This is a genomic window from Mesorhizobium sp. M1399 (assembly GCF_040317735.1).
Classification (GTDB): Bacteria; Pseudomonadota; Alphaproteobacteria; order Rhizobiales; family Rhizobiaceae; genus Mesorhizobium.
On sequence record NZ_JAMYKZ010000007.1, the window covers coordinates 271195 to 297523 of the forward strand.

Sequence of the window (26329 nt, forward strand, 5' to 3'; positions counted from 1 at the left end):
CGCTAACGAGTTCACCCGGCAAGAAACGGGTGGTCCGCGCGCGCCGTTTCACCCATCTCAATGACAGAGAAGCCACAGGAGGCGAAGCCATGACCATCCATTCGATAGGCGCGAAAGCGGCGGTGAAATCGGCGGAGGTGCGCGTTGCCGGATATGACTGGCGGAAGCTGGCCGATGAGCTGAGCGGCTATGGCTGCGCGGTGATGGAAGAGCTGCTGACGCCGCAGGAGTGCCGGCAGATTGCCGGACTTTATCCGGACGAGAGCCATTTCCGCAGCCATGTCCACATGGCGCGGCATGGTTTCGGCAAGGGCGAGTACCGCTATTTCCGCTATCCCTTGCCCGATCTGATCGGCGGCTTGCGCACCGCGCTCTATCCGCGCCTGGCTGCGGTCGCCAACGACTGGAACGAGCGCATGGGTATCGCGCAGCGCTATCCCGACGAACACGCCGCGTTCCTCGAGCAATGCCACGAGCAGGGCCAGACGCGGCCGACGCCGCTCCTGCTGCAATATGTCCCCGGCGACTTCAACTGCCTGCACCAGGATCTCTACGGCGATCTTGCCTTCCCGCTGCAGGTGGCGATCCTGTTGTCCGAGCCCGGCAAGGATTTCACCGGCGGCGAATTCGTGCTGACCGAGCAGCGTCCGCGCATGCAGAGCCGCGCCGAGGTGGTGCCGCTGCGCCAGGGCGATGCAGTCGCCTTCGCGGTCCACAATCGTCCGGTCCAGGGCAGCAAGGGCAATTACCGCGTCAACCTCAGGCACGGCGTCAGCCGGCTACGCTCCGGCATGCGCCACACTGTCGGTATCATCTTCCACGACGCCAAGTAACCGAGCCTCTCGGCCCGGCGGCGATTACCTGGAAAAATCGCTGCGCACGATGCCGTGGCGCTGGAGCTTGTCGTAGAAGGTCTTGCGCGGAATCCCCAGCGCTTCGATCGTGCGCCTGACATCGCCCTCGTTGCGGCCAAGCGCCTCGCGGATGATGTCGGCCTCGCAGCGCTCCAGCCGCTCCGGCAGCTTCATGGCGGCGTTCGATTCAGTTGGGGCAGGGGGTTGTGCTTCGGCGCCTTCCTCCAATCCAAGCACGAACCGCTCGGCGAAATGCGCCAGTTCGCGCACATTGCCCGGCCAGTCATGGTCGCTCAGATGGCGATGTACCGTCGCCGGCACTGCCGGCACCGGACGATGGAAGCGGGCGGCGGCGCGCTCGGCGAAATAGAAGAACAGCAGGGCGACGTCGTCGCGGCGCTCGCGCAGCGGCGGAATGGAGATCGTCACCACGTTGAGCCGATAGTAGAGATCCTCGCGGAAGGCGCCGCGCTGGCGCGGATCGCCGAGATCGACCTTGGCGGCGGCGACGACGCGCAGATCCACCGGCCGCACCTCGTTGGTGCCGAGCGGAGTGACCTCGCGCATCTCCAAGACGCGCAGCATCTGCACCTGTGTCGAGACCGGCATGCTTTCGATCTCGTCGAGGAACAGCGTGCCGCCGCTGGCATGCTCGATGCGGCCGATCCGTTTCTTCTGCGCGCCGGTGAAGGCGCCGGCCTCATGGCCGAACAACTCGCTCTCGATGACGGTCTCCGGCAGCGTACCGCAATTCAGCGCGACGAAATTGCCCTTGGCGCGGCGGCTCCAGCGATGCAGAAGGCTTGCCACCACCTCCTTGCCGGAGCCGGTCTCGCCGGTCACCAGCACGTCGACATCGGTGTCGGCGATCTGGCGCAGTGTGCGGCGCAGCCTGTCCATCGCCGGTGTCTGGCCGATCAGCGGCAGGCCGTCCTGCGCCTCTCCGGCCGCCTCGCGCAAGGCGCGGTTCTCCATCACCAGGCGGCGCTTTTCCGCTGCGCGACGCACGCTCTGCACCAGCCGGTCGGCGGCGAAAGGCTTGGTGATGAAGTCGTACGCGCCGTCCTTGATCGCCTTGACGGCCATGGCGATGTCGCCATGCCCGGTGACGAGGATGACGGGAATGTCGGCATCCAGCCGCAGGATGCGGTTGAAAAGCTGCAAGCCGTCGATCTGCGGCATGCGGATATCGGACACCACGACGCCGGCAAAATCGGCGTCGAGCCTGGCCAGCGCCTCGGCCGCCACCGCAGAGGCCGAGATCGAGAAGCCGGCAAGCTCCAGCGTCTGCGCGGTGGCCTTGAGGAGATCGCGATCGTCGTCGATCAAGATGACCGGCGCGGCATTGTCGTTCGTCATGATGGCTTACGCTGCTTTCATGAGATGGATGGAGAAGCGGGTGCCGCCGTCGTTGCTTGAAACCTCGATGCGGCCGCCATAATCGGCGACGATGTCCTTCGAGATGACGAGGCCAAGGCCGAGGCCTTTTTCCTTGGAGGTGTTGAACGGCGTGAACAGCGACTTGAGAATCCCGGGCGGAATGCCAGGTCCGTTATCGGACACGCCGACCGTCACGCCGTCCGCGGTCTCCTCGACCGATACCTGCACATAAGCGTCGTCGCGGCCGTCGAGTGCTTCGAGCGCGTTCTGGAAGAGGTTGATCAGCACCTGTTCGAGCCGGACCCGATTGCCCATGACTTTGAGGCTCGGCGGCGGCAGGTCGATGGCCAATGCGTCGAGCCGACCGGCAAAGCGGCTTCTCAACAGCATGACCGCGCCCTCGACAACACCACGTAATTCAACAGGCTCGGCGGCGGTGCGGCCCTTGCGGGCAAATGCCTTCAACTCCTCGGTGATTGAGCCGATGCGTTCGGTAAGTGCTGCAATGGCGCCGAGGTTTTCCTCGGCCGGCCCGGTCTGCTTGCGGTCGAGGAAGGTGCGGGCATTGTCGGCATAGGCGCGGATGGTGGCGACCGGCTGGTTGATCTCATGGGCGACACCGGCGGCGACCTGGCCGAGGATGGCGAGGCGGTTGGCCTGGACCAGATCCTGCTGCACGATTTGGAGCTTGGCTTCGGTGCTGCGGTGGCCTGCTATCTCGGCCTGCAGCCGGTCGCGGGCTTGGCTCAGATCCTCGGTGCGTTCGACGACGCGGCGTTCGAGTTCGGTGCGCGCCGCCTGTTCGGCGGCAATCCGCATCTGCGCCGACTGCCGCCGCCACAACAGATACGCGGCCAGGCCGAGCAGCGGGACGACGGCACCCAGTGCCAGAAGCCGCATTTCGCGGACGGCAGCGGCGATCGGCGCTTCGGCCGGGATCAGATAGTCGAGCTGCCATGGGGTCGAAGGGACCGGCGTGGAAAGGCTGAGATACTCCGCCTCACTGCCGCCGGGCGTCACCGCGTGGACGATCGACACATCCGGGCTGAGCGCCTGCCGGTGCATGATCGGCAGCGGAACCAGCGGCGCGTCGCCGAACTGTTGGCTGTCGCGGATCGCGGCTTGCTCAGGTCCGGCCAGCGGCGCGGTTGTCATGAAGCGCCAGGACGGCACGCTGGTGATCAGCACGACGCCGTTCTCGTCGCTGACATAGGCCGGGCGGTTGGCCTCGCGCCAGTCGGCTTCGAGCTGGTCGAACTCCATCTTGACGACGACGACGCCGAGCGGTGCGGCGGCATCGCCGACGCGTCGCGAAATGTAGAGGCCGGGACGCTTGCTGACATTGCCGAGCGCAAAGTACTCGGCGGTTCCGGCCTGCATTGCGCCGGAGAAATAATCGCGAAAACGGTAGTCATTGCCGACGAAGCTGATCGGCTCGCGCCAGTTGCTGGAGGCGATCGCCAGTCCGTCGGTGCCGACGACATAGAGCACCGACGCCTTGGTGCCGGAGACCAGCCCCTCGAGCTTGCGGTTCAGAACATCGATTGCCGCGGCATTTTTCTGCGACAGCGCGTCACGCACTTGCTGGTCCGCGGACAGAAGCAGCGGCAGGGCGCGCGGGCTTTCGAGCACGGCGCGCAGCAGCGCGACCTTCAGATTGGCGTCGGTACGCCCCTGCGCCGCCAGGGTCCCGACCTCGGCGGTGCGGCCGTAGAGGCCGGCACCGTAGAGCGCTGCCGTGACGATCAGCAGGGCGACGGCCGCAAACAGCAGCCAGGCTCGGCGCGCCCGCCTGGCGAGTTGCTCGGGCGTCGAAGACAAGGCACCGGCGGGGCGTTGCAGCATCGCCCATTTGTGCATGAACTCGCACAAAACACAATTCGACCCATGCGGAGATTCGCACTTGTCTGTGTGTCCAGCAGTGCGGACATTTGTGAATGCTCAACAAAATCAATGATGAAAGGCCCTTCTGCGTATCTGGCACGGCTGTTGCAAACACGAATTCAGCAGTCGCGAGGCTGCTGGTCAAAACAACTGCCCCGGGGAGTCGAGCTTTCGATCGGGGCGCCATGGAGGACGTCATGCAGACAGCAATCGCTGCCGCCGAGCCGCGCGGCAAACTTCCCTTATACCGGCATCTTTATGTGCAGGTGCTGGCGGCGATCGCCGCCGGTGTGCTGCTCGGCCACTTCTATCCGGAAACCGGCGAGGCGATGAAGCCGTTCGGCGATGCCTTCATCAAGCTGGTGAAGATGGTGATCGCGCCGGTGATCTTCCTGACGGTGGCGACCGGCATCGCCGGTGTTTCCGACCTGCAGAAGGTCGGCCGCGTCGCCGGCAAGGCGATGATCTATTTCCTGGTGTTCTCGACGCTGGCGCTTGTCGTCGGCCTGGTCGTCTCCAATGTCGTCCAGCCCGGCGCCGGCATGCACATCAATCCGGCCACGCTCGATACCACCAAGGTGACGGCCTATGCCGAGAAGGCGCACGACACAACCATCGTCGGCTTCCTGATGAACATCATCCCCGACACCATCACCGGCGCCTTCGCGCAGGGCGACATCCTGCAGGTGTTGTTCTTCTCGGTGCTGTTCGGTGTCGCCCTGGCACTGGTCGGCGATCGCGGCCGTCCGGTCGTCGATTTCCTGCAGGCACTGACCACGCCGATCTTCCGCCTCGTCGCCATCCTGATGAAGGCCGCACCGATCGGCGCCTTCGGCGCCATGGCCTTCACAATCGGCAAATACGGCATCGGCTCGATCGCCAACCTCGCCATGCTGATCGGCACATTCTACCTGACCGCGCTGCTGTTCGTGCTGGTGGTGCTCGGCGCGGTTGCCCGCTACAATGGCTTCTCGATCCTGGCGCTGATCCGCTACATCAAGGAAGAGCTGCTGCTGGTGCTCGGCACCTCGTCCTCGGAAGCGGCATTGCCGGGCCTCATGGCCAAGATGGAGCGCGCCGGCTGCAACCGCTCGGTGGTCGGCCTGGTCATCCCGACCGGCTATTCCTTCAATCTGGACGGCACCAACATCTACATGACGCTGGCGGCGCTGTTCATCGCGCAGGCGACCGACACGCCACTCACCTACGGCGACCAGATCCTGCTGCTCGCCGTCGCCATGCTGAGCTCCAAGGGTGCCGCCGGCATCACCGGCGCCGGCTTCATCACGCTGGCGGCAACGCTTTCGGTCGTCCCCACCGTGCCGGTCGCCGGCATGGCGCTGATCCTCGGCGTCGACCGCTTTATGTCGGAGTGCCGGGCGCTGACCAACTTCATCGGCAATGCGGTGGCGACAGTGGTGGTGGCACGCTGGGAGGGAGAACTCGACCAGACGAAGTTTGCCGCGGCCATGGCCGGCGACTTGCCCGAGGAAGTCGACCTGTCGCTGCCAGGGTTGCAGGCCGCCTGACTGTCTAGGCCACATGACTATAAGCCCCGGAGGCGGTTCGCCGGCTCCGGGGCAAAGCACCGGCGGTCGCGGCATGCCGCCTGAACGCAACCTGAAGTGGCCCTGTTTTCGACGCGGGGCTTGTTCCAGCCGCATTTGAAGGCCAGTATCCGCCATGCCTTCAGGGCACCCGTCCGCTTCGCTCCCGACCTGATCGCGAGGCGAGACATTTCCGTCGGGCTCGGTTGCGACATCACCTTGGCCGAACCGTCTGGGCTTTTGCTGCCGCCGACCCCTGACCATGGCAGCAGCCCTCGAAGGCAATGGCGGCCTCAGTACGAAGTCGCAAAGCGAAACGTGACCCGTCTCCTGATAGAAAGCGCAGGCTTTCTCCCAGGGAACTCGTTGCGCGCCAAGAGGGCGCTTGAAGAGGGGGGCAGGCCCATGAGCGGGCCTTTGCCGAACCAAAGCAAGATGCGAGGTCAAACGCGATGCAGACTGTCCCGAGAATTCCGGTATCCATCATCATCCCGAACTACAACTACGCGCGGTTCCTCAAACGCAGCATCGACAGCGCCCTCGAGCAGGACTACGCGGATGTCGAAGTCATCGTCGTCGACGATGCATCGCAGGACAATTCCACGACAATCATGGAATCGTATCGCGACGAGATCCTCGCATGTCCGCGAGCGCAAAATGGCGGACACGCCGCGGCATTCAACACTGGCTTTGCAGCGAGCTCGGGCAAGATCGTCCTGTTCCTCGACGCCGACGATTATCTTTATCCGACCGCCGTCTCCACCATCGTCGACACCTGGGACGAGGCAACCGCCCAGGTCCAGTCCAGACTGCATATCGTCGACGAAGGGCAACGCATCAAGGATGTCTTTCCGCCGCCCGAACTGCCTTTCGACAGCGGCGATGTCATGCCGAAACTCCTGCACAAGGGCCGCTACCAGACCACCGTGACCAGCGGGCTGGCCTTTGACCGCGCAACGCTGGAGTCGATCATGCCCATACCGGAGCCGGAGTTCCGCCAGGGCGCTGACGGCTATCTTGCCACGCTGGCGCCGATGTACGGGCACGTCCAATCCATCGACGAATGCCTCGGCGCCTACCGGATCCACGGCGCCAACCATTCGGTCTTCGGCGAAAAGCTCGCCGAGCGGGCACGCTGGCGGGTAACCCACGATTTCCGCCGCATGCAGGCACTGTCGGACCAGGCCTCCGGGATCGGCCTGACCATCGTGCCGTCGGATGCCGTCCGCCACGATCCGGTCCACCTGGAAGAGCGGCTGGCGTCGCTCTGCGCCGACAGAGACCGACACCCCGTGGCCGACGATTCCCGGCTGGCGCTCGGGGCGGCCGGCGCCGTCGCCAGCCTCGAAATGACCGCATCCCTGCGGCGGCGCGCAATCCTTGCCGCCTGGTTCCTGTCGGTCGGGGTGTTGCCGCGGAAAATGGCAACGGCGGTGCTGTCGTGGAAGCTTGATGCGTCGTCGAGGCCGGCATTTTTGAGCCGCCTGTCGAAGAGAATCCGCCACGCCATGGGATAGCGGATGATGCCGTGACATGGGTCCGCCAGGTATTCGGTTGGCCCGGCCCAGCGTCCAGCGGGCGTAGTTATTGCCTCCGATGGGCTCGGACCATTCTGTAAATCATTTGCTTACACCTGCTTGACCCGAGTAAGCAATATGCGTACATGTTGCATGATCAAGTCGTTCAAGCACAAGGCGCTGGCGGACCTCTTTCAAACCGGAAAGACCGGAAAGATCGACGCCAAGATGCATAAGCGCATCCTTGTCCGGCTTGACCGCTTGGAAGTCTCGGAAAGGCCTGATGACATGGACCTGCCCGGCTTCGACTTCCACGCTTTGAAGGGCTTTAACCCGACCCGCTACACAGTGCATGTCAACGGGCCGTGGTGCATCACATTCGAATTCGACGCCAATGATGCTGCCCGCGTCGATTTCGAACAGTACCATTGAGACGGCTTAGATTGGAGAAATCGATTATGAGCGTGTATGAGCCGATGCGTCCGATGGAGCGCTGCCCATCCCACCCTGGGGCGCTGCTCGACGACATTATCCCGGCAACCGGAAAGACCAAGGTGGAAATCGCCAATCTGCTCGGAATCTCGCGCCAGCAGCTTTACGACATCATCCGCGAAAAGAAGCCGGTGTCGCCGGCTGTCGCGGCGCGTCTTGGAAAGATGTTCGGCGACGGCGCCGCGATCTGGCTCAGGATGCAGGCCGCTTACGATGCGTGGCACGCGGAGCGCGAGGTTGACGTCAGTGCCATTCCAAGGCTGCATGCTGCCTGAGATGCAATAGATCGGCCGAACCACCGAGGCTCACAAATCGATCACGGTCCCGCCTGCCTGGACCGGTCCTGCGGTTCAACGGCTCGCTCGACCAGGACATGCGCTTCCCGCGCGGCCTCGATGAACGCGTCCCTGGCGGCTTCGGTCCAGCGGTCGTCGCTCATAGCGCGGCGGCATGTGCGCCGTGCCAAGCCGTGTTTGGCGCTGCCAGCGTCGCGCCAGTGGGCTTCCAGCAATTCGACAGCCTGCCGTGCGTTGGAAATGTTGCGGATATCTCCCACGATGCCGACCGCAACCGCAACCGGCTTGGAAAACCATCCTTGATTCATGGCGAAGCCTTCGACGTGTTGAACTACCTATAACGAAAATCGTGGCGCAAGGTTTCATTCGCGCCAGTCACCGCGGCAGTGAGGCGGCCCTCACTGCGCCGCTCGCAGCCTGACCACGACGCTGCGCGCCACAAGCACCAGCACCGTGATGACGATCAGGATCACCGAGAGTGCGGCGATCGCCGGGTCGATGTTGTCGCGCAGGCCCATCCACATCAAGCGCGGCAGCGTGATGGCGTTGACCGAGGTGATGAACAGGGTGACGCCGATCTCTTCCCAGGACAGCACGAAGGACAACAACGCCGCGGTGACGATGCCGAACTTGATGTTGGGCATGATGATGCGGGTGGCGCGCTCCCACACGGTGGCGCCGAGGCCGCGCGCGGCAAGATCGATGCGGCGGTCGAGCTGGCTGAGCGACACCAGGATCAGCACCGTGGCGAAGGGCACCGTCATCACCGCATGCGCCATGGCGACACCCAGCCAGGTGTCATAGCCGAAGAACGACGAGAAACCCGAGATCGAGGTCAGCAGGAAATAGAGCGTGATTGCCGAGACCACCGGCGGTACCACCATCGGCAGCAGCACGAAGCCGACCAATGCTGCGGTGAAGCGCGGCTGGAACATCCAGACGCCGAGGCCGAAGCACAGCGCGAGCACGGTGGAAAAGGCGCTGCTGACGACGCCGATCCTGATCGAGAGCAGGATCGAGTTGATCCAGCGCGGATCCTCGATCAACGCCCGGTAATGGCGCAGCGACAATTCGCCCGACGGCATCGCCAGCATGCGGCTCGGCGTCAGCGACACCGGAATGACGGCGAGCAGCGGCAACAGCAGAAACAGCGCGACCAGGGCGGCGAGGACCAGCGAGACGGGACCGGGGCGATAGGTCGGCATCGCGCTACACCAACTGCTTTGGTCTGATATAGCGGAACAGCAGCGCCATCAGCGCGCCGACGAACAGCACCAGCACCACGCTGATCGCAGCGCCCAGGCCCCAGTCCGGGCTCTGGAAGATACGGAGGTAGATCAACTCGGCGATCATCACGCTGCGGCCGCCGCCGAGGATCGCCGGCGTCACGAAGAAGCCGAGCGAAAAGACGAAGACGATCAGCGCCGAGCCGATGATGCCGGAGCGGGTCATCGGCACGAACACCGACCAGAAGGTGCGCATGCGGCTGGAGCCGAGGCCGCGCGCCGCCAGCAGCACGCGGTCGTCGAGACTGCGCATCGAAGAGGCCAGCGGAAACACGGCGAAGGGGATGAGGAAATGCGTCATGCCGACGATGACGCCGAACTCGTTGCGCACCAGCGCCAGCGGCTCCGAGATGAAGCCGACCGCCTGCAGCCAGGTGTTAATCAGGCCGCGATTGGACAAAAGCGCCACCCAGCCGAAGGCGCGGGTCAGCACCGAGATCCAGAACGGCACCAGGATGCAGAATTCGGCCACGACGCGCTGCACCGGCGTGCCGCGCACCCAGACAACGGTGATGGCGTAGGCGGCGGCAACCGAAACGATCGTCACGATCGCCGCGATGCGCAGCGTGCGGATAAAGACCGACTGCACCAACTGATCCGTGAGCAGCGCATTGTACTGCCCCAGCCCCGGCGTGGGCAGGGTAAAACTCCATTTGACCACGCCGAGGAATGGCCAGGCATAGGCCAGCACAAGAAAGAGGAGCAGCGGCGCCATCAACAGCGCCGCGCCCATCCTGTCGGAGAGGTATGCTCTCATCCGGTTATCCCGGCTTGTCAGGCGGAGATGATCTTCGTGTATTCGTCGAGTGCTGCCCCATAGTTCTTGGCGTACCAATCCATGTCGAGCGGGATCTGCTTTTTCATGTTCTCGGGATCGACCGGGTTGATGCGCTTCTTGTCGGCGGGGATCAGCGCATCGGTGGCCGGATTGGCCGGACCCTGGCCGAGCTTGTCGAACATGATGAGTTCCTTCTCCGGGTCCTGGGTGCTGGCGATGAACTTCATCGCCGCGTCCTTGCCGCCGGGATTGCCCTTGAGCACGGCGAGCGCGCCGGGCGAGATCAGGCCCTGGTCCCAGATGAACTTGATCTTGCCGCCGGAATCCTGCTCGATGAGCGAAGCCCGGGTCGACCAGACGATCGCCATCGAGGCCTCGCCATTGAGCAGCACGCTCTGGCTTTCGGCGCCGCCACCCCAATAGGCGACGACGTTTTCCTTGAAGGCAGCGATCTTGTCATGCGCGCGCTTGAGGTCGAGCGGATAGAGCGAGGCCGGCGCGATGCCGTCGGCAAGCAGGACCGCTTCCCAGCTCGACACGCCCCATTTGTAGAGCGAGCGCTTGCCGGGGAATTTTGCCACGTCGAAGAAGTCGGCCATGCCGGTCGGTGCCTGGCTGCCGTATTTCTCGGCATCGTAGGCGATGACGTAGGAGAAGAAATAGGTCGAGGCGGCGTGTTCCCAACCGAACCCCTCGCGCATCTTCTTCTTGTCGACGATCGTATAGTCGATCGGCTCGAGCATGCCCTGCGCGCCGAGCGTGATGGCCGAGAACGGATCGACGTCGACCAGGTCCCAGGTCGGGGCGCCGCTCTTGAACTGCGCCGCGATTGCGCCTTCGGTCGGGCCGGAGCCATCCATCTTAACGACGATGCCGGTCTCCTTGGTGAAGGCCTGGCCGTAAGCCGCGTCATAGGCGGTGATGGCGTCGCCGCCCCAGTTGACCAGCACCAGTTCCTTCGCCGCGGCAAAGGCGCCGGTCGAGCGCAGCAGCATCGGCGTGCCGGCCAGCACCAGCGCGGCCAGCTGCGTGAACTGCCGGCGCGAGATCTCTCCGCGCACGGCCCTGGCGGACAGCGCCTCGATGGAATGTTTCTTGGTTTGGTTTGTCATGTCAGTTCCCCTTTTTTGTCGTTGGTATTTCCTGAAAGTCAGCTTGGCGAATTCGCCACGCCGATCGTCATTGTCCTCCATCCGGAAGGAGGAAACCTTTCTCCGCCGGCCAGGTCAGCCAGACGGAATTGCCTTGGCTGAGCGCGGAAGCGGCAACCTCGTTCGGCACCGAGACCGTCATCTTGGCGCCTTGGCGCGTCGTCAGATCGAGCCGCGTTGCAGCGCCGAGATAGGTCGAGGCGACGGCAGTCGCGGCAATGCCGTTCTCGCCTGCGGCGGCTTCGCGGGCGATCGACATGTATTCGGGCCGGATCGCCAGGATGGCGTCGCCCCGGACCTTCTCGGCCTTGCAGCGCATGCTGATCGCGCGGTCTTCGCAGAGGCCCGTCGAGCCATTGTCGGCCGGGCGCACGCCCTTCAGCGGCAGCATGTTGATCTCGCCCAGGAACTCGGCGACGAAGCGGTTGTCCGGCCGATCATAGACCTCGTCCGGCGCGCCGACCTGCAGCAGTTTGCCATGGTTGAAGATGGCGACGCGAGACGACAACGCCAGCGCCTCGCTCTGATCATGGGTGACGAAGACGAAGGTGGTGCCGGTCTCCTGGTGCAACCGCTTCATCTCGGCCTGCATCTGGCCGCGCAGGCCCTTGTCGAGTGCCGAAAACGGCTCATCGAGCAAAAGTACGCCCGGCTCGAACACCAGCGCCCGCGCCAACGCCACGCGCTGCTGCTGGCCGCCGGACAATTGCGACGGCAGTTTCTTCTCGTGGCCCTTGAGCCCGACGCGCTCGATCATTTCGCCGACGCGGCGTTTGATCTCGGCCGCCGGTTTCTTGCGCACCTTGAGCGGGAAGGCGATGTTGGCCTCGACGCTCATATGCGGGAACAATGCGTAGCCCTGGAAAACCATGCCGGCGGCACGCTGCTCGGCCGGCCGCTCGGTGATGTCGACGCCGTCGCTGTAAAGGCGGCCGTCGGTCGGCTGAATGAAGCCGGCAAGGATCATCAGGAAGGTGGTCTTGCCGGAACCGGAGGGGCCGAGCAGGGTGAGGAACTCGCCACGGCCGATATCGAGCGTCAGATCATCCAGCGCACGGAACGAGCCGAAGCTCTTGCCGATCCCGATTGCCTTGATCTCTGCGGCCCGGCCGGGTTGCTGCATCCTGCCCTTTCCTTAGCGTAGGCGAAATCGTAGGCAGGGCGGCGGCTCACCGCAACCGAATAGTTTTCGCCTGATCGGCAAATTTGATTCATCTATGCGCCAATCTCCTCCTCAAGGGGGAGATTAGCGCTCCTTGTTCTCCGACAGCTTCGACCTCAGCCATCGCCCAAACGCCTCCAGCACCGGATGCGCTGCCTTGGCGTGCTCGGAAACCAGAAAATACGAGCGCGGCGAATTGATCGCGATGTCGAAGGGACGCACCAGCCGGCCTTCGCTCAGCGCCCGGCGACTGGTCAGCTCGTCGCCCATGGCGATGCCCTGGCCGGCAATCGCCGCCGAAAAGACCAGGTTCATGTCGGAAAAGAAGATGCCGCCTTCCGGGTCGGGGTTCTCGACCTTGGACAGGGCCAGCCAGCGCGCCCAGTCCTCGGTGTCACCGAGATGCAGGAGATTGGCGCGCAGCACGTCTGCCGGCTTGGAGAAGCCGCCGATCTTGTTGAGCAGCGTGGGGCTGCACAGCGGCGTGAAGGAGATTTCGCACAATGGTTCGACCACGCGGTTCGGCCAGTTGCCGACGCCGAAGGCGATGAAGGCGTCGGCCTCGGCATTGCTGACGTCGTCGAGGCGCCGCGGCGTCAGGATGCGCAGTGCGACATCGGGGTACATCTGCCGGAACTCGCCGATATGGGTGCACAGGAACAGCGAGGCGAAACCCGGCGTACAACTGACACTGAACGAGCCGCCGATGCCGGTGCCGGCATGGCGTGTCACCGCGTCGCCTAGCACCGTCAGCGCCTTGCGCACGTCGCTGGCATAGCGTTGGCCGCGTGGCGTCAGCGCCACGCCCTTGCCGATGCGCGCGAGCAGGTCGAAGCCGAGATCGCGTTCGAGCAGGCGCAATTGATGACTGACCGCACTGCGGGTCAGATGCAGTTCGTCAGCGGCGCGCCAGACGCTGCCGTGGCGGGCAAAACTGTCGAGCGCGCGCAGCGCCTGCGTCGAGGGAATTCTCAAGAGGTGAACCGAATTTGCATGAGCCGGGAAAACATATCACTTTTTGGCGAGGCGCTTCACTGCTTTCTTTCCGCCATGGAGAAACCGGTGACCTCGGCGCAAGCGACCGCGCTTGCCTGTCTGGACGACATCCAGCCGTCGCTGTCGGCGTGGACGCGGACCATCTTCGACTTCGGCGAGACCGCCTGGCGCGAATACCAGTCGGCCGCCTGGTATGTCGAGCGCCTGAAGCACGAAGGCTTTACCGTTGAAGAGGGCTCTGGCGGCATGCCGACCGCCTTCTGCGCCCACTGGACCAACGGGACCGGCCCGACAATCGGCATGTATGCCGAGTACGACGCGGTGCCTGGCAATTGCCAGGATGCGGCGACGGTGAAGCGACCGCGTCCGGGCCTCGGCGAACAGGCCGGCGGCCACACCGATCCGCATTCCGGGCTCGGCATTGCCAGCCTCGGCGGGCTGCTGGCGACCAAGGCGGCGATGCAGCGCCACGGCATATCGGGCACGCTGCGCTTCACCGGAGAGCCGGCGGAGAAGGTGAGGGGATCGAAGCCGATCCATGCCGCGAAGGGCTATTACGATGGGCTGGCGGGCATGATCTCCTTCCATCCTTTTTACATGCTGCCGCTGTGCAACACGGCGCGCTGGGACACGCATTGCGGTGCGGCCTATGCGATGATCTACCGCTTCATCTGCGACGAGCCGGAACATTGGGCGAGGGCGGCAGGCAACGCGGCGCCGATCCCGCAGGCGCATTCGGCGGTCCGGGCGCCGGGCGCCAACGACGCGCTCATGATGATGTACATGGCCTCCAAGGCGCTACGCGATTCCGTGCTGCCGCATCAGGGCGGCTGGTCGATCAGCGAGGCGATCCTGACGGCGGGGCAGGCGACCGCCGACAATCTGCCGGCCGGGCTGGCCGAGATCCAGTACATGATCCGCGTGCCGACGCTGGCGATGGCCGAGCAGGTCACCGCCGTGCTTGACCGCAATGCGGAAGCCGTCGCGGTGATGGGCGGCTGCCGCTATGAGCGGCACTGGGTGTCGAAGTCGCGGCCGGGGCTCGCCAATCACGTAATGGCTGGCATTGCCTTCGACGCGCTGGCGGCGGTCGGGCCGCCGCGCTGGGACGAGACGGCTAAGGCGATCGCCCGCGAAATCCAGATCAATGCCGGCGGGGTGGCGAGCGAGGAACCATTCATCGACGAATTGGAGCGGCTGATTGCACCACAGGCGGCCGAGGCGATCCTGCGCCGCGACCTGGCGCCGTCGCAGGTGAATTCGACGTCCGACGACTACACCGACATGTCATGGCATACGCCGACGGCGCGGTTCTATGTCGCTCGCCCGGCATTGCGCTCGGAGAACGGTCACGCCTTTCCGTCCTGGGCGATGAATGCGCTGGGCGGCATTTCTGCCACCATCGACCCGATGGTCATCTGCGCCGCAAAGACGGTCGCGCTGGCAGCACTTCGCCTGTTGGAAGACGAGGCCGCGCGCGACGCGGCGATGGACGAATTCGTCGCCCGCACCGGTGGCGGCATCGGCGGCTCGAACTGGATCGCGCCGCTCTGCGACTACGAGCCGCCAATTGGATTTCGCTGGCCGGAATACATCACCACCCCGCGCGGACGGGACTGGTGGATACCGAGCAACCAAGCCGCATGACTCAACCAAGCCGCCCCTTCACGAGGAGAACCCATGACCGTCCATGACCGCATCGTCACCGAGCCGTTTTCGCTGCAGCGCCGCAACCCGGCCGGCGGCACCAAGAAGCTGACCGCCTGGGGCTTCGCCAACGAGACCGACGTGCTGACCGACGTGCTGCTCGGCTCGCCCAATTTCCTGCGCCATCTCTCGACCAGCTCGCTATCGCGAAAACATCTGCGCGAGGCGCCTTGCAATGTCCAGATCGCGCAGGCGCAGCACAAGGACCTTGTCGCCGCCTATGAGCATTTCGGCGTCAACATCCACTGGCATGAGCCGACGCCGGAACTGCCGATGCAGGTCTATTCACGCGATTCCAGCGTGATGACGCCATATGGCGTCATCATCACCGCGATGGCCAACTGGTGGCGGCGCGGCGAGAACTACGCGGCGATCCGCACCTATGAGAAGCTCGGCATCCCGATCTATGACATGGTCACCGCCGGCACATTCGAAGGCGGCGACTTCAACGTCATCGAGGACGGCGTGGTGCTGATCGGGTGCGGCGGCGCCCGCACGCAGGAGGAGGGCGCCCGCCAGGTGCAGGCCTGGTTCGACAAGGAGGGCTGGGAGACCCGCATCGCGTTCATCGACGAATATTACGTCCATATCGACCTGATGGTGGTGCCGATCGCCGAGAAGCTGACCGCCGTCTGCCTCGCCTGCACGGAGCCGGGCATCGTCGACTGGCTGAAGGGCAAGGGCCACGAGATTATCGACGTGCCGTTCCAGGACACGATGGCGCTCGGCTGCAACTTCATGTCGCTGGGCAAGGACAGGGTGATCGCGCCGACGTCCAGCCAGGCGCTGATCGGCCAGCTCAAGGCACGCGGCTTCGAGGTCGCGGCCATCGATATGAGCGAGATCTCGAAGACCGGCGGCGGCATCCACTGCATGGCACAGGCGCTGAAGCGCGAGCCGGCCTGAGGGGCCGGCCTTTAGCCCCAACGCTCCCACGAAAGCGCCATTGTCAGCAACGTCGAACCCGCCTGGCTCGCGGCACGCGCCTACAGCACGATGAGCTTTCCCTTGCGCAGACGCTTGGCGCAACGATAGGCGAGGTCGGCGGCGACCATGTCTTCCATCGCAATGCCCATCGCCTTGTAGGTGGTGATCTGTTGATTCGAAACGCGACCCGGCGCGCGGTCGAGCAGCATGGCGCCAAGCTCGGTGCCGAAATCCGGGTCGAAGCCGGCAAGCTCGCAAGAACCGACCGGGGTCGGTTTGAACGCATCCTTGGTTTCGACAAAAAGACTGGATTTGCCGATGAGCTCGATCGGCATTTCTCCGCCGGGCGGCGCCACCCCGACCGACGAGACATGCGTGCCCGGCTGGACCCAGCCTGCGTCGATCACCGGCTGGTAGGAGTGGGTCGCCAGGCACACCACGTCCGAACTGCGCACTGCCGCCTCGAGGTCGGCGACCGCCACCACCGACGGATGCAGCCGGGCAAGCGCTGCCGCATCGTCGAAGCTCTTCGAAGCGACCCGGATTTCGGCAAAGTCGCGCACCAGCGGCAACAGATGCAGGTGCTGGTTGGCCTGCACGCCGGCGCCGATCACTGTCGCTATCCTGGCATCCCGGCGGGCAAGCGCGCGCACCGACAGCACGGCGGAGCCGGAGGTTCGCACCGCGGTTATGAAGGTGCCGTCCATGATGCAGACCGGCAGGCCGGACAGCGGATCGAACAGGCTGATGGTGGCGAGATGGCTGGGCAGGTTCTTGGCCAGGTTGCCTTCGAAGACATTGACGATCTTGACGGTCAGGTTCATGTCCTCCATCCAGGCCGGCATGGCGAGGCTGTAGCCGGCTCCGGGGATGTCGAGCTGTGGTCGGGGTGGATTGACGACCTTACCTTGTGACAGCGCCTTGAAGCCGTCTTCCAGAACGTCGAGAAGCTGGCTGAGGTCGATGCACGCCATCACGTCGGCTTCGCTCAGCACCAGGATCTCGGTCGCTCCCTTGCTGATTTCCGCCGCACTCTTGCCGGCTGGGCTGCACGCTTCCTTGGTCATCCTGCACTCCTGTGTTCGTCGAAATCGGCTCACCACATCTGCTTTGAGTGGGTGAGGGAAGCGCAGGCTATTGCGAGGTTTTATGTGATGAAATACGTTGATTTTGGCATCTGTGCGTGAATTAAGCACACAAATCCCTGAGATAGAGTGGATTGTGAATGGACGATCTCGACCAGATAGACCGCAGCCTGCTCCGGCTGCTGCAGGAGGATGGGCGCCGGACGACGCTTGATCTTGCCGGGCGTGTCGGGCTGTCGCCGACCGGAACCAGCCAGCGGGTGAAGCGCCTGTTCCGCGACGGGTTCATCACCGCGGTCAGGGCTATGCTCGATCCGCGCAAGGTCGGCAGGGGAACGCTGGTGTTCATCGAGGTCAGGCTTGACCACACGGCGCCGCATGTCTTTGACCGCTTCGCCGAAGCCGTGGCGAAAGCTCCGGAGGTTCTGGAGTGCCATATGGTGGTTGGCGGTTTCGATTATCTGGTCAAGGCGCGGATCGCTGAAATGGCGGTGTTCCAGGATTTCCTGCAGCGGGTCATCCTGCCTTTGCCCGGCGTGCGCGAAACGCACACTTTCGCCTCCATCGCCGATGTCAAGCCGAACGCCCTCTTGGCGGTGTAATCAGATGGAGGAGGGGAATGCTGTTCAGGGCGACGTTGAACGCATCTTCGCCACCTTGTCGCTCCCCCTAGCGCGCCTCCTGGTGCAGAGATGCCGGAGACCGGCTCTAGCCTTGCAGGGTCAGCAGGTTAGCGTCGCGCGCGAGCCGCCACTCACCATCTGGCTCCTTGCGCAGGAGCGTCAGCGCATATCCCGATCGATGGACCGGCTCGCCATTCGGCGGGGTCGCGGTCATGTCGATGCGGCTGCGGATGAAGGCCCAATTGCCGAGAAGCTGTAGTTCCACGATATCGCTCGTGCCGTCGATATGAACGCCGGCCGTCTCCTGCGCGGCCGCCGCGAAGATCTCCTTGTCGAAGGGTTCCCGGCCGGGAACCATGAAGACCGCATCGTCCGTCATCAAGCTGAGGACAGTCGCGATGTCTCCACGCTTACTCGCATCCATCCACGTCTCGACCAGCTTTCGGATTGCTGTTTCGTCGCCCGTCATCCGTTACCTCCCTGGCATCTCGCCGTCATCGATAGCGCACGGCGCTCCTCCGTCCCTGAAACATAGGGCTTAGATCGCTGTCGTCATCGATTGCGGTGGTCCTCGACGTCGCGCGGCGTGGGGCATGGTCCGCGAAACGGCAGGTCCTGGCCCTCGATGCCTATCGCCAGCCACCCGAGGCGGTGATGCGCTCGCCGGTCAGCCATGACGCCTCGTCGGAAGCGAGGTACACCGCGACGCGGGCGACGTCATCGGGCAGGCCGAAGCGACCGAGCGGGGTCATGGCGATAATCTGCTTCTCGAATTCGCTGCCGACGATGCCGATGCGCGCGAGGCCTTCGGTATCGATGCCGCCGGGCGCGATCGCGTTGACGCGGATGTTGCGTGCGCCGAGCTCCCGCGACATCGTCAGCGTGATCGTGTCCACCGCTCCCTTGGTGGCGGCGTAGACGAGCGAGTTCGGCTGCGGATTGCGGCTGGCAACCGAGCTTATGTTGATGATGCTGCCGCCGCCCGGGCCAAAATGGCTCACTGCTGCTTGCGTGGTCAGAATGATGCCCAACACATTGGTGTCGAACTCACGGTGGAACTCGGCCTCGGTAACCGCTTCCAGCGGCTCGAACGCGAAGACGCCGGCATTGTTGACCAGGATGTCGAGCCCGCCAAACTCCGATTTCGCCGCCTCGAACAGGCGGCGCACGTCGGCCGCTTGCGACACGTCGCCCTGGACGGTGACGGCGCGGCCGCCACGGTCCTCGATCTCGGCGACGACGCGGTCGGCGCCTTCCTGTGACGAGGCGTAGTTGACGACCACCGCGGCGCCGGCCGTGGCAAGACCCTTGGCGATGGCAGCGCCGATACCCTTGGAGGCGCCGGTGACGATGGCGACCTTGCCGTTCAGCTTGCTCATCAAATCTCTCCTTTGTCGATGATGAGCGGTATTTAATGATGATCAAAAATCGTATTAGGATCATCATGATCCATTCTTTCGTGCCTGGAATTCCGGAATGACCACCATCCTCGAAAAGACCGCCGGTCTCGTCGCCTTCGTCCGCACGGTCGATGCCGGCTCGTTCCATGCCGCCAGCCGGCTGGTCGGCTCCAGCCCATCGGCGGTGTCGAAAAGTGTGGCGCGGCTCGAGCGGCGGCTGGGCGTCAGGCTGATCAAGCGCTCGACGCGCCGGATCGGGCTGACCAGTGAAGGCATCGCTTATTACGAGCGCGTGGCGCCGCTGCTCAGGGCGCTGGACGATGCCGAAGACATCGTCCAACTGGCCGATACAGCGCGCGGCCTGCTGCGCGTCACAGCGCCGGTCGAACTCGGCCGCGGCCTGATCGCGGCATGGGCGCAGGCGTTCCTTTCGCGGCATGGCGCAGTCAAACTAGAGCTCAGCGTCACCGACCGCCACGCCGACCTGATCCGCGAAGGCTATGACGTTGCGGTGCGCATGGGGCAGCTCTCGGACACCGGGCTCATCGCGCGCAAGATCGCCAATCTGCCGATCGTGCTGGTGGCCTCACCGGCCTATGTCGAGCGGCGCGGCCGTCCGGCATCGGTCGAGGATTTACCGAACCACGAATTCGTCCGCTACCAGATGGCCGGCCGGCCCTATCCCGTCACTTTTGCCGACGGTACGATGATCGTGCCGGACGGACGGCTCGATACCGATGATGGTGGTGCCATCCGCAATGCGGCACTTGCCGGCGCCGGCATCGCGCATCTGATGCGGTTTGCCGTGCAGGACGATCTCGACACGGGCCGCCTGGTCCGCATCCTGCCCGAGGTGGCGATGCCGACCATGCCGGTGTACATCGTCCATGCGTATGGGCGACAGCTACCCGTCCGGGCGCGGCTGTTCGTCGACTTCCTGGCGGGCCAGATGGCGGCGCTGATGCGATAGCGCAGCGCGGAATGACCTCCGCAGCCGATCCGACGCCGTCGCAAGCAAGATTCTTGCCCCATCACCCGATCTTCAGAACGCAATCTTCACTGACTCGGCGCTGCGGTTGGCCGGGCCGTGGTGGACGGCCTCGATATTGTTGCCGTCGGGATCGAGCAGGAAGGCGGCGTAGTAGCCGGGATGGTAGTGCTGCCGCTCGCCCGGTGCGCCATTGTCCGTGCCGCCGCCATCGAGGCCGGCCCTGTAGAAGGCGTCGACCATGGCGCGGTCCTTTGCCTGGAAGGCAAGGTGGTGGCGCCCCGTCAGCTTTCCCTGGGCTGCCGGGCTGTCGGGGCTGGAGATGAACAGCTCGTCGGCCCAGAAATAATCCTCGGCGCTGCCGCCGATCGGAATATCGAGCACCTTGAAAACCGTCTCGTAAAAGCGCCGGCTGGCCTTGAGATCCCTGACCACCAACTGGATGTGGTCGATGAGACGGCCGCGATGAAGTTCCATACCTGATAGCTCCTTATCGCCAGGCTGGAAATCTAGCTCAGCACTGTGCACGGTCAATGCAATGGAGCAATTGAGCGGCGCAATTTCTTGACTGGATAAAAAATGCAACCGGATTGTCGGATTCAAAACGTCTCCAACGTCCTTCGGACGCAAGCGGCTCGGCGAAGCTCGAAAAGGTCGTGCCGTATCAACGCTTCCGGCATGGGAGAAAAGTGAAATGAGCCTTCCCTATCGTTGGGTTATCGTCGCGGCTGGCGCGCTGATGACCTGTGTCGCCCTCGGGGCGATGTTCTCGCTGGCGATCTTCCTCGAACCGATGGCGCTCGACACACAATGGTCGCGCGCCGGCATATCGAGTGCGATGACGCTGAACTTCCTGGTAATGGGCCTCGGCGGCTTCGCCTGGGGCGCCATTTACGACCGCTTCGGCGCTCGCATCGTCGTCATGACCGGCGCCGTATTGCTTGGCCTGGCGCTGGTCCTGGCCAGCCGCACCGGCTCGCTGCTCGTTTTCCAGCTGACCTATGGCGTGCTCGTCGGCCTCGCGGCAAGCGCCTTCTTCGCGCCGATGATCGCGCTGACCTCCGCCTGGTTCGACACGAACCGCAGCCTCGCGGTCTCGCTGGTCTCGGCCGGCATGGGCGTAGCGCCAATGACCATCTCGCCCTTCGCGCGCTGGCTGATTTCGGCCTATGACTGGCGCACGGCGATGTTCGATATCGGCATAACCGCGTGGGTGCTGCTACTGCCGGCCGCGCTTCTGGTGCGCCAGCCGCCCCAGCCCGCTGCCGACGGCGCTGCCCCAACCGTTGCCGCCGAGGGTGCCGGCATGACGGTTCCGCAGGCGCTGCGCTCGCCGCAATTCATCGTGTTGGGACTGACCTTCTTTGCCTGCTGCGCAGCGCATTCGGGGCCGATCTTCCATATGGTGAGCTATGCGATGCTGTGCGGCATAGCGCCGATGGCGGCGGTCAGCATCTACAGCATCGAGGGCCTGGCAGGGCTGGGTGGCCGGCTGCTTTACGGCGTGCTTGCCGATCGGCTGGGCGTCAAGCCGGTGCTGATCACCGGGCTGGCCATACAGGCGGTGGTCATCGCCGCCTATCTGGCGGTCAGCGAGCTTGGTCAATTCTACACGCTCGCCGTCATCTTCGGCGCCACCTATGGCGGTGTCATGCCGCTCTATGCGGTGCTGGCGCGCGAATATTTCGGCCAGCGCATCCTCGGCACGGTGTTCGGTGCCGTAACCATGCTGTCCAGCCTCGGCATGGCTTTCGGCCCGCTCGCCGGCGGCATGGTGTTCGATGCCTATGCCAGCTATTCCTGGCTGTTCATCGGCTCGGCCCTTGTCGGGCTTGGCGCGATGGCGATTGCGATCGCCTTCCCGCCGCTGCCGCGCCGGGAGTTGCAACCGGCTTAAAGCCGGATCAGCAGAAAAGGGCGGCCGCTTGGATGGCAAGCGGCCGCGATCTGGCAGTGCTTGTTCGGCATTATGAAAAGCGAATTGCTATGCTCGCAGAGGCACCACCTCGGCGCCATCAACCGTGTAGCGCGCATAGCGGAAATCGCGAATTCTCGCCAATCTGTCGCCCGTCCATTCCAGCAGGATAAAGTATCTTGGCCCTCCGGCCGAGTCATCCGGATCGATGACAAGTATGGCTGGGTGCCGATCCACCAGGCCTGGAAGCAGCCGCCAATCGTGGATACCCGCGTAATTGTGGAAGTACCGGCCCACTTTCGTGCGGCCGCTCGCCCGGAGCCGGTTGACGAGGTCAAGCCGCACGTCCTCGGCCAGCATGTCGCGGATCGTATCGAAGTCGCGGGCGTTGAACCGCTCCACATAGGCTGCCAGACGCGCCCGCTCGGGCTCGGCCAACACCGGCACAGGCCGATCGTCAGGCTCGCCGGCGACTTCGCGCAGGCGCAGACGGCCGCGATGCAGTGCGGCTTTCACCGCCGGAACGCTGCTGTCGATAATGTTGCCGATCTCTTCGATCGTATAGCCGAGCACATCCATGAGGATGACGCTGCTACGCTGCGCCGCGGGGAGGCGCATGAAGGTCTGCAGGCTTGCGGCTGCAGTGTGTCGACCCTCGGCCGACATGCCGGGGTCAGGTATCATGTCGATATCCTCGATGGCATGCGCGGCATCCACCCTGGCGCGACGGCGCAGGTGGTCGAGCGCTGCATTGTGCGCGATGCGGAACAGCCAGCCCTCGACATTGGCTATCGGTCCGGTCCCTGGGAACGCCTCGAGCGCCTTGACCGTAGCTTCCTGGACGACATCCTCGGCATCGATCACCGAACCGGTCATGCGGGCACAATAGCGGTGCAGTTTCGGCCGCAATTCGCCGAGCAGCCGGTCAAATGGCTCCCGTCCTTCTGGCGTGCCGGATGCGGATCCGGTCATCGCACAAGGATCGATTTCATTGCGTGTCTCCCAGGGCAGGCGCGCCCGCCATCAGGCGCAGCGTCTTATAGACGCTCGACGATGGCAAAAGGATTCGGTCGAAAAAACTTTCTTTAGCTGGAATCCTTTGGTGGTGCCTCCGCGTCTCTGGATCATGGGACCGCGAGACTGGCGGGCCCTCTGTTCAAGCCGGAGGCGCCATAATCATGAGCAAGCAAAGTGCGGGATCAACGAAGGTCTGGGTTCTCGCCCTCACGTCGATAGGCTCCTTGATGGTCGTTCTCGATGCGATGGTCGTGGCGACCGCATTGAGCACGATGCGGGTCGAACTCGATGCCTCGCTGGAGACGCTGCAATGGACGATGAACGCCTATAATTTGAGCTTTGCCGTCCTGCTCATGACCGGGGCTGCGCTCGGTGACCGGTTCGGCCGCCGCCGTACGCTCGTTGCCGGATTGGCGTTGTTCATCGCAGCGTCGGTTGCCTGCGCGCTCGCTGGAAATGCCGGATTGCTGATTGCGGCCCGTGCGGTTCAGGGCGCGGGTGCCGCAATGGTCATGCCGCTGGCCATGGCGCTGCTGAGCGTCGCTTTTCCACCGGAGGAACGAGGCAAGGCGCTGGGCATCTTTAGCAGCATCACCGGCCTGGCCCTGATCATCGGTCCGATGGCGGGCGGGGCGATCTCCGAAGGCCTCTCCTGGCACTGGATCTTCTGGCTCAATGTTCCGGTCGGCATCGTTCTCATCCCGCTGGTGATGCGTCGGATTCCGGAGAGTCACGGGCCGGGTACGGCAATCGATGTCCTCGGCGTCGCCCTGGTAACTGCGGCGGCATTTGGAGTGGTCTGGGGTCTGATGCGCGGCAACATCGTCGGCTGGAGCAGCTCTGAAGTGCTGTCGGCGCTGACGGCCGGGCTGCTTCTGGCCATCGCATTCGTCCTTTGGCAGCTGCGTACCCGTGAGCCCATGCTGCCTTTGCGGTTCTTTCAGGCGCGCGCATTCTCCTCGGGCGTCGGCGCGAACTTCCTGCTTTGCGCCGCCATGTACGGCCTCGTATTCCTGCTGCCGCAGTTTCTGCAGTTTGCCCAGAGCCGTGGGCCGCTCGGCGCCGGCATGGGTTTGCTGCCCTGGACCGCCACGCTTTTCGTGGTCGCACCGATCGCCGGCAGCCTGATCAACCGCGTCGGCGAGCGCTGGCTTGTCGTGGCCGGATTGATCCTGCAAGCGGCTGGAATGGCCTGGCTGGCGCAGATCGCAGCACCTGATCTGCCCTACATCCAGCTAGTCGCGCCCCTGATCATTACCGGTGCCGGCGTGTCGATGGCCATGCCTGCCGCGCAGAATGCGGTCCTCAATGCGGTCGCGCGGCCGGAGGTCGGCAAGGCTGCCGGCACGTTCAATACATTCCGCTTTCTGGGCGGCGTATCCGGGATCGCGATCGCCGGTGCGGTGTTCGCCGGCACTGGAAGCTTCTCGTCCACCGACGCGTTCAGCGATGGCTTCACCGCGGCAATCGACGTCTCCGCGCTGCTCTCGCTCGCCGGCGCGCTCGTCGGAATGGGGCTTCCGGAGCGTCGCACAGTGGCGCTCGCGAATGCCGGCAAGGAGGCGTAATTGTCGCTCGGAGGCGGGAAGCTCGCGCGAAGCGGGTCCCCGCTTCAAAACGCCTTCTACTGCCCGGCGGATGCGAGGGTGCCGCTCGCCATGAGGCCCCACAACTGGTCGGCGCTCAAGTGCCTGGCGGATCCGTCATAGGCCACGCGTCCGAGGCTGAGAACCACGATCCTGTCGGCCAGCGCCCGCACCGTGGCGAGATCGTGTGTGACGAGGCTGACGCCAGTGCCGCTGGCGGCGATCGAACGGATCAGCTTCACGCGTTCCGTGATGGCGGCGAACATGCTGCATCGCAGCACCCTGCCGCCGATATCGGCGGGCCAAGGCAGCGCGCGAAAATCGTCAAAAATGGACAATTCGGGCTGGTTCCCGCTGTTTTTTGGCTTTTATTAGCCGCGCCTCACGTTCCTGTTTCAAATATGTCAACTTTTTGTGTTGCGTTGCACAATGGTGGCGCCTTATCCTGCGTGAGGGGGGCGCTTCCGATTGGAAATGCGCCGTGAACGACGCCGCTATGTTGACCGATTGGCAGTTTCGCCGTCCCGCCGGCGCACGCCGCTAATGGGAAATGCGCGCGACACCCAATTGGACGCGCTGAGGGCCATCGCCGTGACGATGGTGCTGTACGCACACTTCTTCGCGGCCGGAGGATCCTCGTTCTGGGGCCATATCGGCGTACGTCTGTTCTTCGTGCTGAGCGGCTTTCTGATTACCCGCCTGCTGCTCGAAGCCCGCTCGGCCGCCGAATTCGAAACCGGACCGGCGCTGAGATCCTTCTATATCAGGCGGGCGCTGCGGATATTCCCGCCCTATTTCGCCGTGCTGGGTTTCGTCTGGCTTACGGACATGGAGCAGTCGAGAGGATCGCTGGCCTGGCACGCGCTCTATCTGTCGAATTTCTGGTACGCAGCGCAGAATGAATGGACGCCCTGGCTGCTCTGCCATTTCTGGAGCCTGAGCATCGAGGAGCAGTTCTATATCGCCTGGCCGTTGATCGTGCTGCTGGCGCCGCGCCGGCGCCTCGAAGCGATCTGTATCGCCGTTATCGGGCTGTCGCTGGCCTACCGGTTTTATTGGCCGATCGCGGGAACACCCGGTTTGTCGCGCGACCTGCTGCCGCCGGCGTCGATGGACGCGCTGGCGTCAGGGGCGCTGCTTGCCGCTTACCGGTCAAGATCCGCTGGCCTGCCGCAATGGCTTCGAGCTGGCTGGCCGTGGCTCGCCGCGGCGTTTTTCGTTCTGCAGTGGTTTGCGCCGGCGCCGGCAAATCCGCTGCAGGAATGGGGCCTCTGGCTGCTGTTGCAGATCCTGCCTCTCGTGCCGCTGGTGGTCATCGTTGCAAGCTGTTCGACAGGCGTTGGTGGCTATATCGGAAAAGGTCTCGAACTGCCGCCGCTGCTTGGCCTTGGCCGCATCAGCTACGGCGTTTATCTCTACCATCCGATAGTGCTGTCGCTCGTCGTCAAATCGCAGCCCTGGATTCCGCTCAACGTCTCGGAACAAGGGCCGGGACGGTTCCTGGTGGCGGGAACGGTGACGCTCATGCTGGCGTCGGTTTCATGGCTGCTTTTCGAGAAGCCGCTCAACAGCCTAAAGCGCCACTTCCCCTATGTTGCCCGGAGAGGCCGAGCCGGCTTCCCGACAGGCATCGATACGACCAACAGCGGTTGGCTCGCGGCAGGAGCATATCCGAGCAGGCCGCTTGATGGCGCATCGCGCTTGCCACGCAAGTTGCAACGAAGCGGTCGGGGCTGAC

Annotated in this window: 26 protein-coding genes; 12 read left to right on the top strand and 14 right to left on the bottom strand. The window is 64.2% G+C overall.

Translation table 11 applies throughout. The features are described from left to right. The first annotated feature begins 89 nt into the window (after positions 1-89). Positions 90-833 carry a 2OG-Fe(II) oxygenase gene (locus NKH05_RS14605; protein WP_352855724.1) on the top strand — a complete coding sequence of 248 codons (744 nt, stop codon included), beginning with the start codon at positions 90-92 and terminating at the stop codon, positions 831-833. A gap of 24 nt (positions 834-857) precedes the next feature. Here NKH05_RS14605 and NKH05_RS14610 read toward each other — a convergent pair whose 3' ends face one another. Continuing rightward, positions 858-2213, bottom strand: coding sequence for a sigma-54-dependent transcriptional regulator (locus tag NKH05_RS14610; protein WP_352855722.1), 1356 nt, complete (start codon positions 2211-2213; stop codon positions 858-860). A 6-nt stretch (positions 2214-2219) separates the two neighbouring features. Then, positions 2220-4079: a sensor histidine kinase gene (locus NKH05_RS14615; protein ID WP_352788136.1), complete on the bottom strand. Its 1860-nt coding sequence runs from the start codon at positions 4077-4079 to the stop codon at positions 2220-2222. A gap of 236 nt (positions 4080-4315) precedes the next feature. On the opposite strand from NKH05_RS14615, the gene NKH05_RS14620 reads away from it, so the two are divergent. From NKH05_RS14620 to NKH05_RS14635, 4 genes are all read left to right on the top strand, one after another. Beyond that, on the top strand, positions 4316-5647 hold the full coding sequence (locus tag NKH05_RS14620) for a dicarboxylate/amino acid:cation symporter (RefSeq protein ID WP_292659748.1): 1332 nt from the start codon (positions 4316-4318) through the stop codon (positions 5645-5647). 470 nt (positions 5648-6117) lie between these two features. Continuing rightward, on the top strand, positions 6118-7182 hold the full coding sequence (locus NKH05_RS14625) for a glycosyltransferase family 2 protein (protein WP_352494435.1): 1065 nt from the start codon (positions 6118-6120) through the stop codon (positions 7180-7182). A 153-nt stretch (positions 7183-7335) separates the two neighbouring features. Beyond that, the gene (locus tag NKH05_RS14630) at positions 7336-7614 is read left to right on the top strand and encodes a type II toxin-antitoxin system RelE/ParE family toxin (RefSeq protein ID WP_352489936.1); all 279 of its coding nucleotides are present in this window, start codon (positions 7336-7338) and stop codon (positions 7612-7614) included. Positions 7615-7640: 26 nt separating this feature from the next. Further along, positions 7641-7949, top strand: a complete 309-nt coding sequence (locus NKH05_RS14635) for a HigA family addiction module antitoxin (RefSeq protein WP_352455430.1) — start codon at positions 7641-7643, stop codon at positions 7947-7949. A gap of 41 nt (positions 7950-7990) precedes the next feature. Here NKH05_RS14635 and NKH05_RS14640 read toward each other — a convergent pair whose 3' ends face one another. The 6 genes from NKH05_RS14640 to NKH05_RS14665 form a co-directional block, all read right to left on the bottom strand. Continuing rightward, positions 7991-8278 (bottom strand): DUF982 domain-containing protein, encoded by a 288-nt coding sequence (locus NKH05_RS14640; protein WP_352481695.1) that lies wholly within the window; start codon positions 8276-8278, stop codon positions 7991-7993. Between the two features lie 90 nt (positions 8279-8368). Beyond that, positions 8369-9175 (bottom strand): ABC transporter permease, encoded by an 807-nt coding sequence (locus NKH05_RS14645; protein WP_023720592.1) that lies wholly within the window; start codon positions 9173-9175, stop codon positions 8369-8371. Between the two features lie 4 nt (positions 9176-9179). Then, positions 9180-10013 carry an ABC transporter permease gene (locus NKH05_RS14650; RefSeq protein ID WP_031194462.1) on the bottom strand — a complete coding sequence of 278 codons (834 nt, stop codon included), beginning with the start codon at positions 10011-10013 and terminating at the stop codon, positions 9180-9182. Between the two features lie 17 nt (positions 10014-10030). Beyond that, complete coding sequence (locus tag NKH05_RS14655; protein ID WP_352494434.1) at positions 10031-11146, bottom strand: ABC transporter substrate-binding protein; 1116 nt, start codon at positions 11144-11146, stop codon at positions 10031-10033. 67 nt (positions 11147-11213) lie between these two features. Then, positions 11214-12308, bottom strand: coding sequence for an ABC transporter ATP-binding protein (locus NKH05_RS14660; protein ID WP_352494433.1), 1095 nt, complete (start codon positions 12306-12308; stop codon positions 11214-11216). 123 nt (positions 12309-12431) lie between these two features. After that, the gene (locus NKH05_RS14665; RefSeq protein ID WP_352641004.1) at positions 12432-13322 is read right to left on the bottom strand and encodes a LysR substrate-binding domain-containing protein; all 891 of its coding nucleotides are present in this window, start codon (positions 13320-13322) and stop codon (positions 12432-12434) included. 75 nt (positions 13323-13397) lie between these two features. On the opposite strand from NKH05_RS14665, the gene NKH05_RS14670 reads away from it, so the two are divergent. Continuing rightward, positions 13398-14990 carry a zinc-binding metallopeptidase family protein gene (locus NKH05_RS14670; RefSeq protein WP_352844865.1) on the top strand — a complete coding sequence of 531 codons (1593 nt, stop codon included), beginning with the start codon at positions 13398-13400 and terminating at the stop codon, positions 14988-14990. A gap of 33 nt (positions 14991-15023) precedes the next feature. Further along, positions 15024-15956 carry a dimethylarginine dimethylaminohydrolase family protein gene (locus tag NKH05_RS14675; RefSeq protein ID WP_023720586.1) on the top strand — a complete coding sequence of 311 codons (933 nt, stop codon included), beginning with the start codon at positions 15024-15026 and terminating at the stop codon, positions 15954-15956. An 80-nt stretch (positions 15957-16036) separates the two neighbouring features. Here NKH05_RS14675 and NKH05_RS14680 read toward each other — a convergent pair whose 3' ends face one another. Further along, positions 16037-17044 (bottom strand): ornithine cyclodeaminase family protein, encoded by a 1008-nt coding sequence (locus NKH05_RS14680; protein WP_023720585.1) that lies wholly within the window; start codon positions 17042-17044, stop codon positions 16037-16039. 158 nt (positions 17045-17202) lie between these two features. Between NKH05_RS14680 and NKH05_RS14685 the strand changes: the two genes are divergently transcribed. After that, positions 17203-17664, top strand: coding sequence for an Lrp/AsnC family transcriptional regulator (locus NKH05_RS14685; RefSeq protein WP_353025596.1), 462 nt, complete (start codon positions 17203-17205; stop codon positions 17662-17664). Between the two features lie 106 nt (positions 17665-17770). On the opposite strand, the gene NKH05_RS14690 is transcribed toward NKH05_RS14685, so the two are convergent. Both NKH05_RS14690 and NKH05_RS14695 read right to left on the bottom strand, forming a co-directional pair. Continuing rightward, positions 17771-18154 (bottom strand): YybH family protein, encoded by a 384-nt coding sequence (locus NKH05_RS14690; RefSeq protein ID WP_352856386.1) that lies wholly within the window; start codon positions 18152-18154, stop codon positions 17771-17773. 160 nt (positions 18155-18314) lie between these two features. Beyond that, positions 18315-19064: an SDR family NAD(P)-dependent oxidoreductase gene (locus tag NKH05_RS14695; RefSeq protein WP_353003586.1), complete on the bottom strand. Its 750-nt coding sequence runs from the start codon at positions 19062-19064 to the stop codon at positions 18315-18317. 97 nt (positions 19065-19161) lie between these two features. Between NKH05_RS14695 and NKH05_RS14700 the strand changes: the two genes are divergently transcribed. Further along, positions 19162-20055 carry a LysR family transcriptional regulator gene (locus NKH05_RS14700; protein WP_353003585.1) on the top strand — a complete coding sequence of 298 codons (894 nt, stop codon included), beginning with the start codon at positions 19162-19164 and terminating at the stop codon, positions 20053-20055. A 72-nt stretch (positions 20056-20127) separates the two neighbouring features. Here NKH05_RS14700 and NKH05_RS14705 read toward each other — a convergent pair whose 3' ends face one another. After that, a complete protein-coding gene (locus NKH05_RS14705; protein WP_353025597.1) occupies positions 20128-20550 on the bottom strand; it encodes a VOC family protein in 423 nt (140 codons plus the stop codon). Positions 20551-20767: 217 nt separating this feature from the next. Between NKH05_RS14705 and NKH05_RS14710 the strand changes: the two genes are divergently transcribed. Next, a complete protein-coding gene (locus NKH05_RS14710) occupies positions 20768-21970 on the top strand; it encodes an MFS transporter (protein ID WP_023722387.1) in 1203 nt (400 codons plus the stop codon). A gap of 87 nt (positions 21971-22057) precedes the next feature. Here the strand turns inward: NKH05_RS14710 and NKH05_RS14715 are convergent, their stop codons facing one another. Continuing rightward, complete coding sequence (locus tag NKH05_RS14715; RefSeq protein WP_353025598.1) at positions 22058-22960, bottom strand: sigma-70 family RNA polymerase sigma factor; 903 nt, start codon at positions 22958-22960, stop codon at positions 22058-22060. Positions 22961-23166: 206 nt separating this feature from the next. Between NKH05_RS14715 and NKH05_RS14720 the strand changes: the two genes are divergently transcribed. Continuing rightward, the gene (locus NKH05_RS14720; RefSeq protein ID WP_352481689.1) at positions 23167-24573 is read left to right on the top strand and encodes an MFS transporter; all 1407 of its coding nucleotides are present in this window, start codon (positions 23167-23169) and stop codon (positions 24571-24573) included. Between the two features lie 56 nt (positions 24574-24629). Here the strand turns inward: NKH05_RS14720 and NKH05_RS14725 are convergent, their stop codons facing one another. Beyond that, positions 24630-24929: a P-loop NTPase family protein gene (locus tag NKH05_RS14725; protein ID WP_156948281.1), complete on the bottom strand. Its 300-nt coding sequence runs from the start codon at positions 24927-24929 to the stop codon at positions 24630-24632. Positions 24930-25134: 205 nt separating this feature from the next. Here NKH05_RS14725 and NKH05_RS14730 point away from each other — a divergent pair, with 205 nt between their 5' ends. Then, the gene (locus tag NKH05_RS14730; protein WP_352481688.1) at positions 25135-26328 is read left to right on the top strand and encodes an acyltransferase family protein; all 1194 of its coding nucleotides are present in this window, start codon (positions 25135-25137) and stop codon (positions 26326-26328) included. Position 26329: the final 1 nt, after the last annotated feature.

Bases quoted from the DNA above. Each gene is read 5' to 3' on its own strand.
- NKH05_RS14605 (WP_352855724.1), top strand. From the start codon at position 90: ATGACCATCCATTCGATAGGCGCGAAAGCGGCGGTGAAATCGGCGGAG.
- NKH05_RS14610 (WP_352855722.1), bottom strand. From the start codon at position 2,213: ATGACGAACGACAATGCCGCGCCGGTCATCTTGATCGACGACGATCGC.
- NKH05_RS14615 (WP_352788136.1), bottom strand. From the start codon at position 4,079: ATGCTGCAACGCCCCGCCGGTGCCTTGTCTTCGACGCCCGAGCAACTC.
- NKH05_RS14620 (WP_292659748.1), top strand. From the start codon at position 4,316: ATGCAGACAGCAATCGCTGCCGCCGAGCCGCGCGGCAAACTTCCCTTA.
- NKH05_RS14625 (WP_352494435.1), top strand. From the start codon at position 6,118: ATGCAGACTGTCCCGAGAATTCCGGTATCCATCATCATCCCGAACTAC.
- NKH05_RS14630 (WP_352489936.1), top strand. From the start codon at position 7,336: ATGATCAAGTCGTTCAAGCACAAGGCGCTGGCGGACCTCTTTCAAACC.
- NKH05_RS14635 (WP_352455430.1), top strand. From the start codon at position 7,641: ATGAGCGTGTATGAGCCGATGCGTCCGATGGAGCGCTGCCCATCCCAC.
- NKH05_RS14640 (WP_352481695.1), bottom strand. From the start codon at position 8,278: ATGAATCAAGGATGGTTTTCCAAGCCGGTTGCGGTTGCGGTCGGCATC.
- NKH05_RS14645 (WP_023720592.1), bottom strand. From the start codon at position 9,175: ATGCCGACCTATCGCCCCGGTCCCGTCTCGCTGGTCCTCGCCGCCCTG.
- NKH05_RS14650 (WP_031194462.1), bottom strand. From the start codon at position 10,013: ATGAGAGCATACCTCTCCGACAGGATGGGCGCGGCGCTGTTGATGGCG.
- NKH05_RS14655 (WP_352494434.1), bottom strand. From the start codon at position 11,146: ATGACAAACCAAACCAAGAAACATTCCATCGAGGCGCTGTCCGCCAGG.
- NKH05_RS14660 (WP_352494433.1), bottom strand. From the start codon at position 12,308: ATGCAGCAACCCGGCCGGGCCGCAGAGATCAAGGCAATCGGGATCGGC.
- NKH05_RS14670 (WP_352844865.1), top strand. From the start codon at position 13,398: ATGGAGAAACCGGTGACCTCGGCGCAAGCGACCGCGCTTGCCTGTCTG.
- NKH05_RS14675 (WP_023720586.1), top strand. From the start codon at position 15,024: ATGACCGTCCATGACCGCATCGTCACCGAGCCGTTTTCGCTGCAGCGC.
- NKH05_RS14680 (WP_023720585.1), bottom strand. From the start codon at position 17,044: ATGACCAAGGAAGCGTGCAGCCCAGCCGGCAAGAGTGCGGCGGAAATC.
- NKH05_RS14685 (WP_353025596.1), top strand. From the start codon at position 17,203: ATGGACGATCTCGACCAGATAGACCGCAGCCTGCTCCGGCTGCTGCAG.
- NKH05_RS14690 (WP_352856386.1), bottom strand. From the start codon at position 18,154: ATGACGGGCGACGAAACAGCAATCCGAAAGCTGGTCGAGACGTGGATG.
- NKH05_RS14695 (WP_353003586.1), bottom strand. From the start codon at position 19,064: ATGAGCAAGCTGAACGGCAAGGTCGCCATCGTCACCGGCGCCTCCAAG.
- NKH05_RS14700 (WP_353003585.1), top strand. From the start codon at position 19,162: ATGACCACCATCCTCGAAAAGACCGCCGGTCTCGTCGCCTTCGTCCGC.
- NKH05_RS14705 (WP_353025597.1), bottom strand. From the start codon at position 20,550: ATGGAACTTCATCGCGGCCGTCTCATCGACCACATCCAGTTGGTGGTC.
- NKH05_RS14710 (WP_023722387.1), top strand. From the start codon at position 20,768: ATGAGCCTTCCCTATCGTTGGGTTATCGTCGCGGCTGGCGCGCTGATG.
- NKH05_RS14715 (WP_353025598.1), bottom strand. From the start codon at position 22,960: ATGACCGGATCCGCATCCGGCACGCCAGAAGGACGGGAGCCATTTGAC.
- NKH05_RS14720 (WP_352481689.1), top strand. From the start codon at position 23,167: ATGAGCAAGCAAAGTGCGGGATCAACGAAGGTCTGGGTTCTCGCCCTC.
- NKH05_RS14730 (WP_352481688.1), top strand. From the start codon at position 25,135: ATGGGAAATGCGCGCGACACCCAATTGGACGCGCTGAGGGCCATCGCC.